The following is a 20,149-nucleotide window of genomic DNA, read 5'->3' as shown; positions in this document are numbered from 1 at the left end:
ACTTTGAATGTGTATTTAGACTTTTAAAATCAGTTTTCCAGATTTTTTGCCTTCAGTTTTTGATAAAAGCTGAAAGTAAAAGCAGAATTTGCTTGGCGACCATAGCGTTGTGGACCCACCTGATTCCATGCCGAACTCAGAAGTGAAACGCAATAGCGCCGATGGTAGTGTGGGGTTTCCCCATGTGAGAGTAGGACATCGCCAGGCTTTGAACATCATCTGTTTAAAGCACGCTTAAGATAAGACTTTAAATAGACCACTGCGGAGTGGTAGTTCAGTTGGTTAGAATACCGGCCTGTCACGCCGGGGGTCGCGGGTTCGAGTCCCGTCCACTCCGCCACTTATTAGAGAACCCGATTCGAAAGCGTCGGGTTTTTTATTGCCTGAAGATATCTTATCTAACTTTCTATACTGCGCTATCTGGTATAAAAAATGTATGGTCCGCCCCGTTATTGCAACTACAATTTAGTAATGACGGAGTTGGTTTGCGCTAATGTATTCGGAGTCCACGTTGGGAACATTAACTTCCCCGCTCCACGATGATATCCGCGCCAGATTATCCTTAAAAGCCCCAAAGCAACTAGGTGCTATTTTTTGTATCAGGTTACTAATCTGGCCGATCGACCGTTTTTGTCATCACGTTCATTGGCGTTGCAAACTTGGTTATGGCTATACTGCCCTAAAAGCTTGGCGGTGGTACAACACCGCCCAAGCTATTCTTGCTAGCTTATTGGCAAGTGCGACTACCACTACATTAAACGGCTTTGTTGCTCGTAAATTGACTAACCAATCTCCAAACACTTTTCCTGTTGTTTCTATCCTAGATAGCACGGACCTCGCTCCATGTATAAATAGAGCGCGAAGGTGTTTGTTCCCTCGTTTACTCATGCCTAATAACTTTGATTTGCCACCCGTTGAATACTGCCTTGGAACGAGTCCTAGCCATGCTGCCATCTCGCGACCTCCACCAAAGTTTGAAGGAGAACTGATATTGGCCACACACAACGTTGCTGTTAAATCACCAATACCAGGAATACTCTTCAACAGTTCGGCATTTTCATTATTTTCAGTAATCGCTTTCAGTTTTCTATCTTGAGTAGATACTTGCTCATTTAGGTATTTATAGTGCTCATGAATCGAGAGTAGTTCAGCCATCAGGCTCTGCGGTAACTTTATATCTTGCTCGGCCAACCACTGAAATAGCGCTTTCATCTTGACATGGCCTTTAGGAAAACTCAGCCCAAATTCAAGTAGTATTGCTCCAATTCGGCTCATACAAGCCGTTCGTTCTTTGATATAACCATCCCTCACTCGATGGATAGCTGCGATTACCTGGGCTTCCTCTGACTTGGCAGAGACAAATCTCATGCTTGGTCGACTCGCTGCTTCTGCTATCGCAGCAGCATCAATAAAGTCGTTCTTATTGCCTTTGATGTAAGGTTTTACATATTGAGGCGGGATAAGTCGAACTCGATGCCCATAGGCTTCACACTTTCTCGCAAGCCAGTGAGCACCACCACCGGCTTCAAAAGCGATGATGGTAGGTTCAAGTACAGATAAGAAACGGAGTAGTTGGCTTCGACTAAACTTACGGCGAATAACGTCTTTGCCAGTGTGATTGTTGCCAACCGCATGAAAGCAATGCTTGCCTAAATCGATACCTAAGATGTGAATGGTAGACATATGGTTCACCTCGTTCTGAAAGCCTACTCTAAGCGTAGGGCTTGAGAGTGAGGCGGACCATATAATTAGCCCCGTTTAACAACGAGGCCATTTCATTAGATCATTATTCAAACAGCTCTTCATGAAGTGCTTTAACCGCTTGTTTTGCTTCGTCTTCATCTAACAAGAAGCATAAGTTATGTGGGCTTGCACCGTAGCAGATCATACGAATATTAAATGCGTCTAGCGTATCGAATACTTCAGCTGCAGAGCCTTTTGTCTCGCTCATGTTGTTCCCAATCAGGGCAACTAAGCTTAGCCCTTGTTTTACCTCGACCGTACAAAGTTGCTCTAGTTCTTTTTGTGCTTGAGCTGGAAGTTCAGGCGCTCCCCCACACGTATCAGTCTGATCCAATGTTAGCGAAACACTGACCTCTGAGGTCGTAACCAAATCTACAGAGATCTTATGCTCTGCCAGTACAGTGAACACATCGGCTAAAAAACCATAAGCTTGGAACATTTTAGGGTTGCGTAATGTCACCATAGTTTGGTTGTTGCGCAGTGCTAAAGCTCTAAACAAAGGGGCGCTTTCTACGGATTGTCGTACCCAAGTACCACCTTCTTGTGGTGCTTTTGATGAGCCAACAAACACAGGAATTTGGTGGCGTAATGCTGGTAAAAGTGTTGAAGGATGAAGGATTTTAGCGCCAAAGTTCGCCATTTCAGAAGCTTCGCTAAAACTGATTTCAGGAATAGGACGTGCATTGGGTGCAATGCGAGGATCGGTAGTATAAATACCAGGAACATCGGTCCATATTTCTAACCCAGCCGCACCCACTGCTTCGGCAATGAGGGCAGCACTATAATCACTGCCACCTCTACCAAGTGTTGTTGTTTCATTGTCGGCATCAGAACCAATAAACCCTTGGGTGACGACAACGTGCTGCTGACACAGTGGAACAAGTCGCTCCGTTGCGAGTTGCTTTGTCGCATTGAGATTAGGCTCGGCCTTTCCATACTTGCTATCGGTTTTAAGGACGCCACGAATGTCAAAGCGTACCGCATTAATACCGCGTTCTTGCATTAGTCGGGTCAGAATATGAGTCGACATTCTTTCACCGCATGCGACTAGGTGATCCGTTAGCTTTGCCGATGTTGCGATAGAAGCGGCTTCGGATAAAGTCGCTACTTTGTCTATTAGAGCTTCGACACGCTGTTTGATAGAAGAAATATCGTTGAGTTGCGACATAATGTCAGTGTGGATGGTACGAAGTTTGTTGATGAGTTGTGCTCTTTGAGACTCGTCTTTCACACCATTAGCCAATTCCACCAAAATATTAGTAACACCTGAGCATGCGCTGCTCACGACCAGTTTGGTTTGTGGGTTGTTTGCGATGATTTCAGCACAACGGCTCATGGCTTCGAAGTTGGCGACGCTTGTTCCGCCAAATTTAGCTACATTGAATGCGCTCACAGTAATTCTCCAGGACTTCCAGTAGTAATAATAAGGTTGGTAACCCAACATCCGATGTTTGAAGAGAAAAATAGAGCGGAGGAATCCGAATACAGAATGGACCTCAGAAGCTCTTCACCAATCACTTGGTGACAGTTAAAGGGATTCAGCCCGTTTAACCGATAAACTTAATCCTGCAAATTGAGTTCATCTCGGCACTGCTCCCCATCAGTAATCAGTATAGAAGTTGCGGCTTCACATGATTACCTGCCTGGGCAGTGCTCCTCTTCCGCTGTAGCATTGACTCAATCGCTACAGATAGTGTGTTTATTCAACGTTTTTGAGCGTAAAAAGTCAATGATGATTCACAATTTAACCATAAAAAATTGAGTGGTTGGATGTTGCAAAAATGTTGATTTTTACGCTGTTGTGGAACAGACTGAATTTCCTTAGGATATTTTACTTATTACTACAATAAATCATTAAAGGATTGCCCATGACTATTTCTAGCTTTGTGCCCCCTCATCGTACGCTAATGGGGCCTGGTCCATCAGATATTTACCCACAAGTATTGCAAGCCTTGAGTCGTCCAACAATTGGCCACCTAGACCCGCTCTTCATCGGTATGATGGACGAACTTAAAGAGCTGCTCAAGTATGCATTTCAGACACAAAATGATTTCACGATCGCCGTTTCAGCGCCCGGTAGTGCTGGTATGGAAACATGCTTTGTAAACCTCGTTGAGCCAGGCGACAAAGTTATTGTCTGTCGCAATGGTGTGTTTGGCGAACGTATGCGAGAGAATGTGGTTCGTTGTGGTGGTGAAGCTATTGTCGTAGAAGATGAATGGGGTGCGCCTGTTTCTGTGGCTAAAGTAGAGCAAGCGATCGCCGAGCATCCAGATGCAAAAATAGTCGCGTTTGTTCATGCTGAGACATCCACTGGAGCTGTAAGTGATGCCCAGGCTCTAGGGCTGCTTGCTAAGCAAAACAATATGCTGACCATTGTTGATGCTGTGACATCTCTAGGTGGGGTGCCTTTATTGGTGGATGAATGGCAACTAGATGCCGTTTATTCCGGAAGTCAGAAGTGCTTATCCTGTGTGCCGGGGTTGTCACCAGTCACGCTTTCACCAGCGGCCATCGAGGTAATTAAATCTCGCAAAACCACCGTTCAGAGTTGGTTCCTCGATCAGAGCTTGGTTTTGGGCTATTGGAGTGGAGAAGGAAAGCGCAGCTATCACCATACTGCTCCAGTGAACAGTTTGTACGCCTTGCATGAGTCGCTAGTCTTACTTAAAAATGAAGGACTAGAGAATGCGTGGCAGCGCCATAAAGACATGCACTTGTTGCTCAAAGAAGGGCTAGAACAGCTTGGGTTGAGCTTCGTTGTTGAAGAAGCCAGCCGATTACCTCAGCTTAATGCGGTTTACTTACCGGAAGGCGTTGACGATGCAGCAGTGCGCGCCCAGCTTTTAGAACAGTACAACTTAGAAATTGGTGCGGGTTTAGGTGCTTTAGCTGGTAAAGCATGGCGAATTGGTTTAATGGGGTATGGGGCCAGAAGAGAGAATATTGCCCTGTGTCTTAAAGCACTAGAAACGGTCTTGAAGTAATTCTTGAAATAATAGTTGTTAGCTAATAAAAAACCGAGAGCTTTGGGCTCTCGGTTTTTTATATGAATTTAGCTAATCTTAAAGCGCGGCAATAGTTTGCTTTTGCTCTTCCAGTTTAACTAACATCTCTTTGTAACCTTCAAGTTTCTCACGCTCTTTCGCAACAACGGCTTCAGGTGCTTTTGCGACAAAACCTTCGTTACCAAGCTTACCTTCGATACGTTTTACTTCACCTTGCGTCTTAGCGATTTCTTTCGCTAGACGATCCAGTTCTGCATCTTTATCGATGAGACCAGCCATAGGAATCATTAGCTCAGATTTACCAACCAGTGCTGTGGCACACGCTGGAGTTTCTTCGCCAGCTGAAAGCACTTTGATGTCTTCAAGCTTAGCAAGAGAAATTAGAGCGGCTTTGTTCGCTTCTAGGCGAGCTGCATCTTTATCGTCAGCAATTTTGAGCTTGGCATCAAGCGCTTTGCTTGGAGCAATATCGTACTCAGCACGTAGGTTACGGATGCTAGTGATGAAGGCTTTCACCCACTCAATATCGTCAAGTGCTTCTTGATTGAAGTTTGCTTCTTCAAACTGAGGAAGCGCTTGAAGCATGATCGTATCACCTTCAACACCATCAACAAGAGGTTTGACGCTCTGCCAGATAGTTTCAGTAATGTATGGTAGTACCGGGTGAGCTAGACGCAGTGTCTTCTCTAATACTGTGATCAACGTGCGACGTGTACCACGTTGCTGAGCTTCGTTGCCTTTCCATAGAACCGGTTTAGTCAGCTCTAAGTACCAGTCACAGAATTGGTTCCAGATGAACTCATAAATGGTGTTTGCAGCCATATCTAGACGGTAGTTGTCGATGTGACCGTTGAACTCTTTTGCAGCAAGTTCAAACTGAGACTCGATCCACTTATCTGCAAGTGAATATTCAATCTCACCACCGTTGAAACCACAATCTTGATCTTCTGTGTTCATAAGTACGTAACGGCTTGCGTTCCAAAGCTTGTTACAGAAGTTACGGTAACCTTCTAGACGCTTCATATCCCAGTTGATATCACGACCAGTAGATGCCATTGCTGCAAGAGTGAAACGAAGTGCATCAGTACCATAAGGTTCGATACCATTTTCGAAGGTCTTACGAGTGTTCTTTTCAATCTTCTTCGCTAGCTGAGGCTGCATCATGTTACCAGTGCGCTTCTCTACTAGAGACTCAAGATCGATACCATCAATCATATCGATTGGGTCAAGAACGTTACCTTTAGACTTCGACATCTTGTCGCCGTTCTCGTCACGGATTAGACCTGTAACGTATACCGTCTTGAATGGTACCTGTGGCTTGCCGTTTTCATCTTTACAGAAGTGCATGGTCATCATGATCATGCGAGCAACCCAGAAGAAGATGATATCAAAACCGGTAACCAGTACATCTGATGGGTGGAACGTTTTCAGATCGTCTGTTTGCTCTGGCCAACCTTGTGTTCCGAATGTCCATAGAGCAGAAGAGAACCACGTATCAAGTACGTCGTCGTCTTGACGCAGAACGATAACTGGCGCTAGACCATTTTTCTCACGTACTTCCTCTTCAGTGCGACCTACATAAACGTTACCGTCGTTGTCATACCATGCTGGAATGCGGTGACCCCACCATAGCTGGCGAGAGATACACCAGTCTTGAATGTCACGCATCCAAGAGAAGTACATGTTTTCGTACTGTTTAGGCACGAATTGGATTTCGCCATCTTCAACGGCCTTGGTTGCTGTCTCTGCTAGAGGTGCAGTACGAACATACCATTGGTCAGTTAGCATTGGCTCAATCACTACGCCACCACGGTCGCCATAAGGCACGGTCAGATCGTGATCTTTGATTTCGTCCAGAAGACCAAGCTCTTCGAACTCGGCAACGATAGCTTTACGAGCAGCGAAACGCTCCATGCCATGATATTTAGCTGGAAGTTCTGTTGGATATGCATCGCTTGCTTCACCATTGGTGGTGAATACTTCTGCTGAGTCACGAATATCGGCATTGAACGTTAGGATGTTGATCATTGGCAACTGGTGACGTTTACCAACTTCATAGTCGTTAAAGTCGTGTGCAGGTGTGATCTTCACACAACCTGTGCCTTTTTCCATGTCCGCATGCTCGTCACCTACGATTGGAATACGACGGTCTACGATAGGAAGCAGGATTTCTTTGCCGATAAGATCTTTATAGCGAGGATCTTCAGGGTTTACCGCAACACCAGTATCGCCCAACATAGTCTCTGGACGAGTAGTTGCGACAACAATGTAGTCTTTACCTTCTGCTGTTTTTACGCCATCAGCGAGAGGGTAGCGGAAATGCCACATGTGGCCTTTCTTGTCTTTGTTTTCAACTTCTAGATCAGAAATCGCTGTGTGTAGCTTTGGATCCCAGTTAACTAGGCGCTTACCACGGTAGATAAGATCATCTTCGTATAGACGAACAAAGACTTCTTGAACGGCATTAGATAGGCCGTCATCCATAGTGAATCGCTCACGATCCCAGTCTACAGATGCGCCTAGACGACGAAGCTGTTTAGTAATCGTGCCGCCAGACTCGCCTTTCCATTCCCAGATCTTGTCGATGAAAGCTTCACGGCCATAATCGTGCTTAGTCTTGCCTTCTTCAGCGGCAATCTTACGCTCAACGACCATTTGAGTTGCGATACCAGCGTGGTCAGTACCTACTTGCCAAAGGGTGTTTTTGCCCTTCATACGCTCGGCACGGATTAGCGTATCCATGATGGTGTCTTGGAATGCATGACCCATATGTAGGCTACCAGTGACGTTCGGTGGCGGGATCATGATGCTGTATGATTCTTTAGTCGTGTCACCGTGAGGCTTAAAGTAGCCTTTCTCTTCCCAAGTCTTATACAGAGCTTGTTCGATAGATTGTGGGTTATATGTCTTTTCCATAGCTTTCTGGATACTTACTTTAATCTGTGAAAGAAATTTGCCAAACCTTATAAATAAACGCAGGGAAATTAACGCTTACTTATAAGGATTGACCTTGATTAGGATTCTGAATATTGAATCTCAATGGTTTGAAGCTGATAGCCCGCTTGACGGTAAATTTTATACCTTTCTCGCGCAGTTTGCTTAGCTTTTTCTTCGCAAGGGACGAAGTCTACCACTTGACCAAAGGACTGCGCAAAGGTTGCGTGACTATTCGCCAAATTTATTGCTAGTTGCCGATTCCAACTGGGTTTAAGGCCCTCGTGGCCAATCTCTACCGGCGTGCCATTTTTAGGTCCTTCACCAATGAGATTGTGAGCAATAAATTGCTCGGGAGTCACCTGCCAGAAATACTCAGCCAACAGCTCAGCTTCGGCTTTGTCGCTGCAGTTAATATAAAGTTTGGCACCTTGTGCGGTAAAATGACGACATAAAAAATGCACATAGGCAAACCACCCCTGTTGAGAGGCTTGTTCAGAGTCTTCATTAATGATGTAGAAGGTTGCCGTATTCATGTGAAATGTCGCTTTGCTCTGGTTATTGGTAAGCAATAAAAAAGGGCCTTTCGGCCCTTCTGTTTACTCTTCAGTCTCTTGGCCACTGCGGTTTAGCAGGAATTGGACAAGTAGTGAGACAGGACGACCTGTTGAGCCTTTTGCCTTACCTGATTTCCACGCTGTACCAGCAATATCTAGGTGAGCCCAGTGGTACTTCTTAGCAAATCGAGATAAGAAACAGCCTGCAGTAATCGTACCGCCAGGGCGGCCACCAATGTTTGCCATATCAGCAAATGGGCTTGCTAGTTGCTCTTGGTACTCATCTGCCATTGGTAGACGCCAAGCGCGATCGCCAGCTTGCTCAGAAGCGTTTACAAGTTCATGTGAAAGTGGGTTGTGGTTTGAAATCACACCACTGATATGATGACCTAGTGCAATGACACATGCGCCTGTCAGTGTGGCAACATCGACAACACATTCCGGCTCATAACGCTCTACATAAGTTAGCGCATCACACAGCACTAGGCGACCTTCTGCATCTGTATTTAATACTTCAACAGTAAGGCCTGACATCGTTGTGAGGATATCGCCTGGACGATAGGCATTACTGCCTGGCATGTTTTCACAACCCGCGAGGACCGCAACTACGTTGATAGGTAGGTTCAGTTTTGCTAGCGCTTTCATGGTACCGAATACCGATGCTGCGCCACACATGTCGTATTTCATCTCATCCATGGCTTCGCCTGGTTTTAGTGAAATACCGCCTGAATCGAACGTTAGGCCTTTACCAACGAGAACAATTGGTTTTGCATCTGGATCTGAGTTGCCCTTGTACTCCATGATAGACATCATAGATTCATTCTTTGAGCCTCGGCCAACAGCTAGGTAAGAGGTCATACCTAGTTTTTCCATCTCTTGTTCACCAATGATCTTGGTAGTAATGGTGTCGTAGTCGTCTGCCAAGCGACGAGCTTGAGAAGCAAGATAAGCTGGGTTTGCGATATTTGGTGGCATGTTGCCAAGATCTTTTGACGCTTTCACACCTGACGCAATCGCTAGACCATGCGCAATCGCTTTTTCACCAAGATTTAACTCACGACGAGTAGGAACGTTGAATACTAGCTTACGCAATGGACGACGCGTTTCTGGTTTACTACTCTTGAATTGATCGAAGGTATAAAGACCATCTTTCGTGGCTTCAACAGCTTGACGTACTTTCCAGTAAGTGTCGCGACCTTTGACGTGCAGCTCTGTTAGGAAACATACCGCTTCCATAGAGCCCGTTTCGTTCAACGTGCTGATGGTTTTTTGAATGATCTCTTTGTATTGGCGTTCACCAAGCTCACGCTCTTTACCACAGCCAACTAACAGAACGCGTTCTGAAAGTACTCCTGGTACTTGATGCAGTAGCAGCATTTGACCTGGCTTACCTTCTAGGTCGCCACGACGTAGCAAAGAGCTAATATAGCCATCGCTGATTTTATCAAGCTGCTCTGCAACCGGAGAGAGACGACGTGGCTCAAATACGCCAACGACGATGCATGCACTGCGCTGCTTCTCTGGACTGCCACTTTTAACACTAAACTCCATGCGTACTCCTACATCCTAAAGACAAATAGAACTAAATGTTGGATAATCGATTCTTAATGCTTGAATCCTATAAGCCATTTCGGCCTATAATCTTAAGATAAGAATCGATCAAAAAAGTAAAAAATAAAAGGTTTACCCGAAAACTATAGCGATTCAATCAAAAAAACAAGTTTTGTATAGGTGTTTTCACTGTGATTATTGTTAGATATTTGATCAGAGAAACAGTTAAGAGCCAATTAGCCATCTTTTTAGTGCTCTTTTTAGTGTTTTTCAGTCGTCAATTTATCCAAGTGCTTGCTGATGCTTCCGATGGAGATATTCCTGCTGGTCTGATTATGACTTTGGCAGGCATTAGTATGCCGACAATGGGACTTTTGATGTTCCCATTAAGTATTTATATCGGAATCCTAGTCACATTTGGGCGTTTATACGCGGAAAGTGAAATCACGGTCATGAACGCCACAGGGATCGGTAATAAATTTCTCATTCGTGCGGCTATGTACTTAGCCGTGCTGACTACATCACTCGCTGCCTTTAACGCATTCTGGTTAGCGCCTTGGACTCAAGAGCAGGAAGTGCAGATTCGTGAACGGCTTGCATCAGAAAATTCGGTAGAGCTGCTACAAACAGGTAGTTTCCAGCGGACGCCAGATGGCTCCTCAGTTGTGTTTATCGATAGTATTAAAGATAGAAAGCTTAAGAATGTGTTTGTCGCTCAACTCAACCCGAGAGACTCGATATTACCAAGCGTGATTTCGGCTAAATCGGGTGATGTAAAAGAGCTGAGTGATGGCAGACAAGTGATTGCGCTATACGATGGGGTTCGTTACGAAGGTGTGCCTACTCGTCTTGAATATATGATTACGGAGTTTTCGGATTACGAAGGGGTGATTGGTCAGCGTGAGGTTCAACAACGTGGACGCTCGTGGATGGCGATCCCTACATTGGATTTATTGCATAATCCAGATCCTAAAGCTCAAGCTGAATTGCACTGGCGTATCTCGCTAGTCGTCTGTATCCCGTTATTGACTATGTTGGTCGTTCCTCTGTCTGCCGTGAACCCAAGACAAAGCAAGTTCGCCAAAATGGGTCCGGCTATCTTGGCATATTTTGCTTACTTTATGGCGATAAGTGCGACGAAATCGGCACTGGAAGATGGCGCTTTCCCATCCTATATAGGACTCTGGCCTGTCAACTTTGTCTTATTGCTTGCTGCCATTGGCGTCAATACTTGGGATACGGTTAGCGTTAGGAAATTCAGAGAAAAGCTGCGTCGTAAGCGCATGCAAAGACGAGAGGTAGCTTAGGTCGTGTTTAGAATATTAGATGTCTACGTGGGTAAGACCATCATTACCACGATCCTATTAGTGCTTTCGGTCTTCGTGGGTTTGTCTGCGGTCATTAAATTTGTTGAGCAGTTGCGTGCAGTGGGTGAAGGTAGTTATACCATGCTATCTGCATTGTATTTCGTAATATTGGGGATGCCCCGTGATATTGAGCTGTTCTTTTCTATGGCGGCATTGCTTGGTTCTTTAGTGGGGCTTGGAATGTTAGCCAGTAGCTCCGAACTCGTCGTAATGCAGGCAGCCGGAATTTCAAAGTTACGGATTGGGCTTTCTGTCTTAAAAACAGCGGTTCCACTGATGTTGGTAGTGATGGCATTAGGGGAGTGGGGCGCACCAACGACGCAACAGATGGCTCGAGATCTACGTCTTCAAGCAACATCAAGCGGCAACATCGTCTCTGTTCGAAATGGTGTTTGGGCACGTGATGCGAATGACTTTATTTTCATCTCAAAGGTCAATGGTGAGTCTATTGAAGGCTTAAATATATGGCGTTTTGGTCAAGATAAAAAGCTGCTAGAGACCGTGTTTGCAGAGTCGGCAGATTATTTAGGCGATAACCGTTGGGAAATGCACCGTGTTCAAATTACGGACATGAGCAACGTCGAAGCACTGTCAAAGGCGACCTTTGAAAAGCAGTCTTGGAAAACTTCGCTTGTCCCAGATAAATTAGCAGTTGTTACCGTAGACCTTAATGAACTGCCGCTAAGTGGACTTTGGGATTATACCCAATACTTGAAGGATTCAGAACAGGATGCCTCACGATATGAACTGGCATTTTGGCGCAAAGCGACTCAGCCTATCTCCGTGGCAGTGATGATGCTAATGGCTCTGTCTTTTGTTTTTGGACCATTGAGAAGTGTGACCATGGGGACGCGGATTCTCTCTGGGGTAGTCGCAGGTTTTACTTTCTATATTTCCAGTGAGTTCTTTGGACCTGTTAGTCTGGTGTATGGCATGTCACCATTGTTTGGGGCTCTGGGGCCTAGTTTAGTCTTCTTAACGATAGCGCTGTTGCTACTTCGCAGAAAACTCTAATAAAAGAGGCTCCGATTGGAGCCTCTTTTATTATAAAAATTGGTGCATCATTATTACTCGAAGCAAATCTCGATGAACGCGTTCCCCCATTCAGAGGTGAACGGCATAATGATGATAGCCCCTTCACACTTGTGCCTGATAGTGTGCCCTTTGCCAGAGACCACGACGGGTGTTGCCATATCAAAGTCAAATCCATTTTCGGCTAGAATTCTCTTTGCGCCACCTGTAACCATATTGGTAATCTCACCGACCATATCGGTGACTTCTTCATTGAGTCCGTGCGGCTTCTCACCCAGCATGTTTTGCATGATTTCGAGAGCAAGCCCTTCTTCAAAGGTGATCGACATAGAGCCGCGAGTTTGGTCACCAACCATACCGATAAGACCAGAGACATCGCCGCGAGCAATTTCATCTTTCTTAATTCGTGGTTTTAATGGTTTGATTTCCATTGTCGCCATCGTCTTTAGCACATTGATTAATGAGGCCAAAAACGGGTTTACAAATTCAGCGCGCATAACTTCTTCTATTTATTTTTCAACTTCCAATGATGAACACGTCTTACAGATACCGTGAGATTCTATAACATGATTGGAGAACTGGAAGCCATGTTTATCGACGTTACTATTTAGCAAGGCTATTAGAGTATCATCTTGTAGTTCAACGACATTACCGCACTGGTCACAAATCAATAAATGTGAGTAGTGCTTTTGCTCACCAAATGAACAGCATGAAACAAAACTGTTGGTGGATTCAACTCTATGAATAAACCCCTGCTCTAAAAGAAAATCTAGGGCGCGGTATACGGTAGGTGGTTTTGCTTTTGGCTCGCTGATTTTGAGCTGTTCTAATAATTCATAAGCACTAGAGGCTTTCTTATTTTCGTAAATAAGCTCATAAACAGTTCGACGCTGAGGAGTGAGACGTACACCTCTTGCGGAACAGATATCTTCCAATTGTTGTATTAGCTTTTGATTCACATGGTCACCTGTCTTAGCGAAGTCCGACTATTTTATACTAATTCCCTAGAGAGGTCGTTAGTCTCATTCGTGTAATTTGCCGCCACCCATCAAGCTCTGTATAATCCCGCCTCCTTAATGCTGAGAACTTTCAGCTGGATTGATTTTTGAACGATGCGAGACACCATTATGTATCATGCTTCACGCTTATCCGTTGCGCCCATGCTCGATTGGACAGATAGACATTGCCGTTACTTCCATCGTCTATTGTCATCGCAAACGCTGTTGTATACCGAAATGGTAACAACAGGTGCGATTATCCACGGTAAAGGTGACTTTCTTGCGTATAACGAAGAAGAACATCCTGTGGCGTTACAGTTAGGTGGGTCTAATCCTGCGGACTTAGCGACGTGTGCAAAGCTTGCCTCGGAGCGTGGGTATGATGAAATCAACCTCAATGTGGGTTGTCCTTCCGATCGTGTTCAAAACGGTCGTTTTGGTGCTTGTCTAATGGCCGAGCCAGAGCTGGTGGCAGAATGTGTTGCGGCGATGAAAGAAGTTGTTGATATTCCTGTCACGGTGAAAACACGCATTGGTATTGATGATCAGGATTCTTATGAGTTTCTGACGCGATTCGTCTCTCTTGTTTCAGAAAAGGCGGGGTGTGAACAGTTTACTATTCACGCGCGTAAAGCTTGGTTAAGCGGTTTAAGTCCAAAAGAAAACCGAGAGATCCCACCGCTGGATTACCCACGTGCCTATCAAATTAAGAAAGACTTCCCTCATTTACAGATCGCAGTGAATGGTGGAGTGAAGACCCTTGAAGAGTCTCTTGAACATCTGAAGCATTTAGATGGTGTCATGATAGGTCGTGAAGCGTATCAAAATCCTTATATTCTGGCGCAAGTTGACCAACTAATCTTTGGGCTTGATACTCCAGTGAAAAAGCGCAAGCAGATTGTGGAAGAGATGTATCCATACATTGAGCGCCAGTTGGCGAACGGCTCGTATCTTGGTCATATCTCTCGTCATATGATTGGTCTATTTCAGGCGATGCCTGGCGCGAGGCAGTGGCGTCGTTACATTAGTGAAAATGCTCATAAGAAGGGTGCCGGTATTGAGGTACTCGAAACTGCATTAGCGAAAATACCAGCGGAACTTGACGTGTAAGATACCAACTTATTGGTCAATAATACCAACTCCTATTGTGCTCAGTGCCAATAGGAGTTTTTCTTTTTTATAAGTATATGATTTTTAATATCTATAATAGTTGGAACAGTTCCTGCAATACTAAAGTTAAGTCGTTAATGAAGTCACAAGCACGTAGGAGGTGTTATGTTTGAACTGATTTTCGTATTGGTATTTTTGGCTACACTGGTTATGACAGGTGTAACAGTAATGACAGTAACACTGGCTGTGGTAGTGTCGTTCGGTGTGATGTTTATGTTGGGAATGGTCGGCATCGTCTTCAATTTACTCCCATATATTATCGCGTTCCTGATTGCGATTTGGCTGTACAAGAAATTAGCAGTATCATCAAGTTAACAAAATGGCAACAAATATCCCTGCGGATTAAGGTGTAATTGCTATAGTTAGTGTATGGCGACCAGGTACAGTAGCTACGCTGAGATTTCTGGAGGGAACCATGACAATGACAGAGTTAAAGCACTTATACCATCAGAACTTGTTAGCCGAGGCGATCATTGAACCGTCCTCTTCTGATGAAGGTTGGATTGTTGAGTTTCGTCACAAGCAGGGTGGTTTTCTTATGTTAACTGACATTCATGGTGCTGAATGTCAGTATAACGATCTTGATAAAGCGTCTAAGTCAGCCTTAGCTGTTGGCTTTACTGAAGTTCGAATTGAAGCTAAGTAACCCGTTCTCTTCTTCCAAAAAGTTATAAAACATTCATATCTATTCTTTCTTGTTATTAAGGTGGTTGGTTAATCTATCGTCACGCAATGATTAGGGATGTCGTGACAATGTCTTCAAATGTAAAACCGTCGTCAAGTGGCAACACACAACCACAAGAGCTACCGAATGTAGCTGCACCATTAAATGACCAACAAATCTCACAACTTCAACAAGCTTCGAGTAATTTGTCGTCGAACCAACTTGCTTGGGTGAGCGGATACTTTTGGGGATTAAGTCAAGCTCAAGCTCCAACCCAACTTACTCCTGTAGCCAGTGCAGTAAATACAGCCACGGCTTCTGTACCTGCTGGTAAACTGTCAATTATCTTTGCTTCACAAACTGGTAATGCGAAAGGTGTCGCGGAAGAGTTGAAAGAAGAAGCGAGTACTTTAGGTATTGATGTAGAGCTATTTGATGCGAGTGATTACAAAGGTAAAAATCTGGCAAAAGAAACGCACGTTATTATCGTGGCTTCAACTAATGGAGAAGGTGAAGCACCTGATAATGCGATTGAGCTGCATGAATTTCTGCAGTCCAAAAAAGCCCCTAAACTTCCCAACTTAAAATACGGTGTCATTGGTTTAGGTGACTCAAGTTACGAATTCTTCTGCCAAACCGGCAAAGACTTTGATTCTTTCTTAGCTAAGCTGGGAGCTACCTCATTTATCGACCGAATTGACTGCGATGTCGACTATGATGCGCCAGCTGAAGAGTGGCGTGCGAATGCTTTGGAAAAAATAAAAGCCGACCTCGCATCTCAAGCTGCAGAAGTTGTAACGCTGCCAGTCGCTAATAATACCGCTGCATCAACCTATACCAAGAAGAACCCATACACTGCGACGTTACTGACTAGTCAAAAAATTACTGGACGTGACTCTGGTAAGGATGTTCGTCACATCGAGATAGATTTAGAAGGCTCAGGTCTTACTTACCAGCCAGGCGATGCGCTTGGTGTATGGTTTGAAAACAACAGCCAATTGGTGGATGCGCTACTCGCACAATCAGGTTTGTCTGGTATTGAAAGTGTCGATGTTGACGGCGAAAGTTTATCCCTTCGTTCTGCGCTGATTCGCCATTATGAAATTACCGCTGCGAACCCTCAATTGGTTAGCCAGTACGCTGAACTCTCCAACAGCAAAAAACTGCTTAAGTTAGTCGAAGACAAAGACAAGCTGCGAGAGTATGCGGGGCGTACTCAGGTATTAGACGTATTTAAAGAGAAGAAAACCAAACTTGAAGCATCACAGTTACTGTCATTGCTACGCCGTCTAACTCCTCGCCTTTACTCTATTGCTTCTAGCCAAGAAGAAGTGGATGAAGAAGTACATCTAACCGTTGGGCTGGTGGAGTATTCTGCTGGTGAGGAGAGTCGCTACGGCGGTGCTTCGTACTTCTTGTCTCGTGATCTAGAAGAAGGCGCGGAAGTAAAAGTGTTTGTGGAACACAACAACAACTTTAAGTTGCCAGAAAATGGAAATACCCCAGTGATTATGATCGGCCCAGGCACTGGTATTGCACCATTCAGAAGCTTTATTCAACAGCGTGATAATCAAGGTGATAGTGGTAAAAACTGGCTATTTTTTGGAGATCGTACCTTCACACAAGATTTCCTCTATCAAGTGGAATGGCAAAAGTACCTTAAATCAGGTGTCTTAAGCCGCTTAGATGTGGCGTTTAGCCGAGATCAACATGAGAAAGTCTATGTGCAACACCGCCTATTAGAGCAAGGTGAACAAGTGTGGCAATGGCTTGAAGAGGGAGCACATATCTATGTGTGTGGCGATGCGAATCATATGGCTAAGGATGTACACAATGCACTACTAGAGATTACTAGGGTGCATGGTGGAAAATCACCGGAACAAGCTGAGGAGTTTGTCAGCGAATTAAGAAAAGCAAAACGTTATCAGAAGGATGTGTACTAATGAGCAAGCAATCAGCGACTATTCAAGAAGTATTAGGTCAGGAATTAGGGCCGCTATCTGATAACGAGCGCCTGAAACGAGAAAGTAATCTGCTTCGCGGTACGATCGAAACGGATCTGCAAGATCAAATAACGGGCGGCTTTACAGCGGATAATTTCCAGTTGATACGATTCCACGGTATGTATCAGCAAGACGACCGTGATATTCGAAATGAGCGAGCTAAGCAAAAGCTCGAACCTCTACATAACGTTATGCTGCGAGCAAGAATGCCAGGTGGAGTCATAACACCGAAACAGTGGCTTGCCATTGATAAGTTTGCAACAGAGCATTCTCTTTATGGCAGTATCCGTCTGACTACTCGTCAAACGTTCCAATTTCATGGTGTACTGAAACCAAATATCAAGTTGATGCACCAAACACTGAACTCTATTGGTATTGATTCAATTGCCACTGCTGGAGACGTGAACCGAAATGTCTTATGTACAACTAACCCTGTTGAGTCTGAGCTACATCAAGAAGCGTATGAGTGGGCGAGTAAAATCAGTGAACACTTACTACCAAAGACGAAAGCCTATGCTGAGATCTGGTTGAACGGTGAAAAAGTAGAAACAACGCAAGAAGATGAACCTATTCTAGGCAAGAACTATTTGCCTCGTAAGTTCAAAACCACTGTGGTGATACCACCGCAAAATGATGTAGATGTTCACGCTAATGACTTGAACTTTGTTGCTATCGCAGAAGAGGGCAAACTTGTCGGTTTTAATGTGCTGGTGGGTGGCGGATTAGCGATGACACATGGTGACACCAGTACTTATCCAAGAAGAGCAGATGATTTCGGTTTCGTAGCGCTTGATAAAACGCTTGAAGTGGCTGCTGCAGTGGTGACAACACAAAGAGACTGGGGTAACCGCTCTAACCGTAAAAATGCCAAAACCAAATACACATTGGATCGTGTAGGTATTGATGTCTTTAAAGCAGAAGTAGAAAAGCGCGCCGGCATCAAGTTTGAGCAAAGTAAACCATATGAGTTCACAGAGCGTGGCGATAGGATTGGTTGGGTTGAAGGTATTGATGGTAAACACCATCTAACACTATTTATTGAAAATGGACGTCTACTGGATTTTCCGGATAAACCTTTAAAGAGCGGCGTTGCAAAGATCGCTGAAATTCATAAAGGCGATTTTCGAATGACGGCCAACCAGAATCTTATTGTGGCTAAAGTTTCCAAGTCCAATAAAGCCAAGATAGAAAAGATAGCCCGTGAACATGGCTTGATGGATGACACAGTATCAGAGCAGCGAAAAAACTCGATGGCTTGTGTTGCTTACCCTACATGTCCTCTTGCGATGGCAGAGGCTGAACGTTTTCTACCTAGCTTTGTTACTGATGTGGAATCTATCTTGGATAAACATCAGATCAATAAGGAAGAGAGCATTATCTTGCGAGTGACGGGTTGTCCCAATGGTTGTGGACGAGCAATGTTGGCTGAAATTGGGCTGGTGGGTAAAGCGCCGGGTCGTTATAACTTGCATTTAGGTGGTAACAAAGCAGGTACTCGTGTTCCTAAGATGTATAAAGAGAACATTACCGAAGCGCAAATCCTAGAGGATATCGATTCGTTAGTTGGTCACTGGGCAGAACAACGAGAAACAGGTGAGGCCTTTGGAGACTTTGTCATTCGAGCGGGCATCATTCAAGAAGTGAAAGTATCGAAAAGGGACTTCTATGCTTAAACTCCAAGAACAATCAACATTAAAAGATTTACTTTCGCTCACCAAAACCGAACAGATCTTAAAACTGGCGGAGCTTAATGCAGAGCTGGAACGGCTCAATGCAGAGCAAAGAGTTCTATGGGCGTTTGAAAATTTACCTGGACAGCATATCTTGAGCTCGAGTTTTGGTATGCAGGCTGCGGTTATGCTTCATTTGGTTAGTCAGGTTCGTTCAGAAACCCCGATAGTGTTAACAGATACGGGGTACTTATTTCCTGAAACCTATCAATTTATTGATGCGCTTAGGGAGAAGTTAAACTTAAACCTACATATATATAAAGCAGAGTTGTCGCCGCAATGGCAAGAGGCGAGGTACGGAAAGCTGTGGGAACAAGGTCTTGAGGGAATCAAACGTTACAACCAAATGAATAAAGTGGAGCCGATGAGGAGAGCTTTAGAGGATTTGGGTGTTCAGACTTGGTTTTCAGGATTGAGAAGAGAGCAGTCGGAGAGTCGAGCTAACTTGCCCGTACTGGCGATTCAAAATGGCAGATTCAAGTTTCTTCCCATTATAGATTGGAGTGACGACCAGATTGACACTTATTTATCGGAACATGGCTTGAGTTACCATCCGTTGAAAGACCAAGGGTATCTTTCTATTGGTGATACTCATTCGACGGAAAAGTGGAAGCCAGGAATGAAGATAGAAGAAACTCGCTTTAACGGCTTAAAACGAGAATGTGGTTTACATGAAGATGACGTCGAGCAAGACGGTTCAGGAATCTAGAGTAAATCGGTTATTAAAAAAGGAGGGGAAACCCTCCTTTTTTTAATAACTCTGTGGATAACTTGTAATTAAAACAAGGATAAAGTGGGATAAATAAAGCTTTGAATGAAAAAGAAACGCTTAGTCGTTATTTTTGTATTTTTTCCTAAAAAACGCTTGCCAATGTGATCCGGATCTCTATAATGCGTCCTCACTGACACGGTAGAGCCCACAAGGGTTCAAGGCAAGAGTCAGTAAGGCATTCAGCTGACAAGATGGTCTTCTAGTTAAATTTGAAAAAATCAAAAATAATTAGAAAAAAGTGTTTGACACTGAGAATCATCTCGCTAGAATAGCCGCCTCTTCAAACGGAAAGCGAAACGCAGAGTTCTGAAGAGAATGTTCTTTAACAATATAAACCTATCAATCTGTGTGGGCACTCGTTGATGATAATCAAATTAGAAACTTCGGTTTCAAATTAGGTTTTCAATGAACTGAGTGACCAATCAAGTCGAAAGACTTGGCACAGTCAATTCATTATCGTTCTGTTGGAACGATAATAGCTTTAGATTGCTTCTCTATTTATAGAGAAAAGGTAGTTTAAAGTCAGTATTCATTGAGCCGACAAAATCTTAAATTGAAGAGTTTGATCATGGCTCAGATTGAACGCTGGCGGCAGGCCTAACACATGCAAGTCGAGCGGA

The 20,149-nt window shown here is 44.3% G+C and carries 16 protein-coding genes, 1 tRNA gene, 2 rRNA genes and 1 riboswitch; of the genes, 12 read left to right on the top strand and 7 right to left on the bottom strand.

What is annotated here, in order from left to right; translation table 11 throughout:
• Positions 1-91: 91 nt before the first annotated feature.
• Positions 92-207 (top strand): 5S ribosomal RNA (rrf, locus tag VTH8203_RS22060).
• A 56-nt stretch (positions 208-263) separates the two neighbouring features.
• A tRNA-Asp gene (locus VTH8203_RS22055) sits at positions 264-340 on the top strand.
• Positions 341-669: 329 nt separating this feature from the next.
• Here VTH8203_RS22055 and VTH8203_RS22050 read toward each other — a convergent pair.
• Both VTH8203_RS22050 and lysC read right to left on the bottom strand, forming a co-directional pair.
• Positions 670-1,683 carry an IS110 family RNA-guided transposase gene (locus VTH8203_RS22050; RefSeq protein ID WP_096995597.1) on the bottom strand — a complete coding sequence of 338 codons (1,014 nt, stop codon included), beginning with the start codon at positions 1,681-1,683 and terminating at the stop codon, positions 670-672.
• Between the two features lie 103 nt (positions 1,684-1,786).
• Positions 1,787-3,136, bottom strand: a complete 1,350-nt coding sequence (gene lysC, locus VTH8203_RS22045) for a lysine-sensitive aspartokinase 3 (protein WP_096995596.1) — start codon at positions 3,134-3,136, stop codon at positions 1,787-1,789.
• 99 nt (positions 3,137-3,235) lie between these two features.
• Positions 3,236-3,412, bottom strand: a riboswitch (Lysine riboswitch).
• Between the two features lie 199 nt (positions 3,413-3,611).
• Between lysC and VTH8203_RS22040 the strand changes: the two genes are divergently transcribed.
• Complete coding sequence (locus VTH8203_RS22040; RefSeq protein ID WP_096995595.1) at positions 3,612-4,730, top strand: pyridoxal-phosphate-dependent aminotransferase family protein; 1,119 nt, start codon at positions 3,612-3,614, stop codon at positions 4,728-4,730.
• Positions 4,731-4,808: 78 nt separating this feature from the next.
• On the opposite strand, the gene VTH8203_RS22035 is transcribed toward VTH8203_RS22040, so the two are convergent.
• The 3 genes from VTH8203_RS22035 to pepA form a co-directional block, all read right to left on the bottom strand.
• Positions 4,809-7,667, bottom strand: a complete 2,859-nt coding sequence (locus VTH8203_RS22035) for a valine--tRNA ligase (protein WP_096995594.1) — start codon at positions 7,665-7,667, stop codon at positions 4,809-4,811.
• 98 nt (positions 7,668-7,765) lie between these two features.
• Complete coding sequence (locus VTH8203_RS22030) at positions 7,766-8,221, bottom strand: DNA polymerase III subunit chi (protein ID WP_096995593.1); 456 nt, start codon at positions 8,219-8,221, stop codon at positions 7,766-7,768.
• 63 nt (positions 8,222-8,284) lie between these two features.
• Complete coding sequence (pepA, locus tag VTH8203_RS22025) at positions 8,285-9,793, bottom strand: leucyl aminopeptidase (protein ID WP_096995592.1); 1,509 nt, start codon at positions 9,791-9,793, stop codon at positions 8,285-8,287.
• A gap of 191 nt (positions 9,794-9,984) precedes the next feature.
• Between pepA and lptF the strand changes: the two genes are divergently transcribed.
• A complete protein-coding gene (gene lptF / locus VTH8203_RS22020) occupies positions 9,985-11,100 on the top strand; it encodes an LPS export ABC transporter permease LptF (RefSeq protein ID WP_096995591.1) in 1,116 nt (371 codons plus the stop codon).
• A gap of 3 nt (positions 11,101-11,103) precedes the next feature.
• Positions 11,104-12,174, top strand: coding sequence for an LPS export ABC transporter permease LptG (gene lptG, locus VTH8203_RS22015; RefSeq protein ID WP_096995590.1), 1,071 nt, complete (start codon positions 11,104-11,106; stop codon positions 12,172-12,174).
• A 53-nt stretch (positions 12,175-12,227) separates the two neighbouring features.
• Here lptG and VTH8203_RS22010 read toward each other — a convergent pair whose 3' ends face one another.
• Both VTH8203_RS22010 and zur read right to left on the bottom strand, forming a co-directional pair.
• Complete coding sequence (locus VTH8203_RS22010; protein WP_096995589.1) at positions 12,228-12,689, bottom strand: chemotaxis protein CheX; 462 nt, start codon at positions 12,687-12,689, stop codon at positions 12,228-12,230.
• 12 nt (positions 12,690-12,701) lie between these two features.
• Positions 12,702-13,151 (bottom strand): zinc uptake transcriptional repressor Zur, encoded by a 450-nt coding sequence (zur, locus tag VTH8203_RS22005; protein ID WP_096995588.1) that lies wholly within the window; start codon positions 13,149-13,151, stop codon positions 12,702-12,704.
• Positions 13,152-13,319: 168 nt separating this feature from the next.
• On the opposite strand from zur, the gene dusA reads away from it, so the two are divergent.
• The 7 genes from dusA to VTH8203_RS21970 all read left to right on the top strand — a co-directional run.
• A complete protein-coding gene (gene dusA / locus VTH8203_RS22000) occupies positions 13,320-14,300 on the top strand; it encodes a tRNA dihydrouridine(20/20a) synthase DusA (RefSeq protein WP_370739269.1) in 981 nt (326 codons plus the stop codon).
• A 165-nt stretch (positions 14,301-14,465) separates the two neighbouring features.
• The gene (locus tag VTH8203_RS21995; RefSeq protein ID WP_096995586.1) at positions 14,466-14,675 is read left to right on the top strand and encodes an envelope stress response protein PspG; all 210 of its coding nucleotides are present in this window, start codon (positions 14,466-14,468) and stop codon (positions 14,673-14,675) included.
• Positions 14,676-14,775: 100 nt separating this feature from the next.
• Entirely contained in the window at positions 14,776-15,006 is a 231-nt protein-coding gene (locus tag VTH8203_RS21990; RefSeq protein WP_031495170.1) for a hypothetical protein, read from the top strand.
• Positions 15,007-15,092: 86 nt separating this feature from the next.
• Positions 15,093-16,967, top strand: coding sequence for an assimilatory sulfite reductase (NADPH) flavoprotein subunit (locus tag VTH8203_RS21985; RefSeq protein WP_096995585.1), 1,875 nt, complete (start codon positions 15,093-15,095; stop codon positions 16,965-16,967).
• Positions 16,967-18,700 (top strand): assimilatory sulfite reductase (NADPH) hemoprotein subunit, encoded by a 1,734-nt coding sequence (gene cysI, locus VTH8203_RS21980; protein WP_096995584.1) that lies wholly within the window; start codon positions 16,967-16,969, stop codon positions 18,698-18,700. Before VTH8203_RS21985 ends, cysI begins: the two co-directional genes overlap by 1 nt.
• The gene (locus VTH8203_RS21975) at positions 18,693-19,466 is read left to right on the top strand and encodes a phosphoadenylyl-sulfate reductase (RefSeq protein ID WP_096995583.1); all 774 of its coding nucleotides are present in this window, start codon (positions 18,693-18,695) and stop codon (positions 19,464-19,466) included. Before cysI ends, VTH8203_RS21975 begins: the two co-directional genes overlap by 8 nt.
• A 613-nt stretch (positions 19,467-20,079) precedes the next feature.
• Positions 20,080-20,149: ribosomal RNA gene (locus tag VTH8203_RS21970) — 16S ribosomal RNA — on the top strand; the annotation flags it as partial.

This window comes from Vibrio thalassae (assembly GCF_900089835.1).
Lineage (GTDB): Bacteria > Pseudomonadota > Gammaproteobacteria > Enterobacterales > Vibrionaceae > Vibrio > Vibrio thalassae.
Note: the sequence above shows the minus strand (reverse complement) of the source record. Positions and strands in the feature narration are given on the sequence as shown.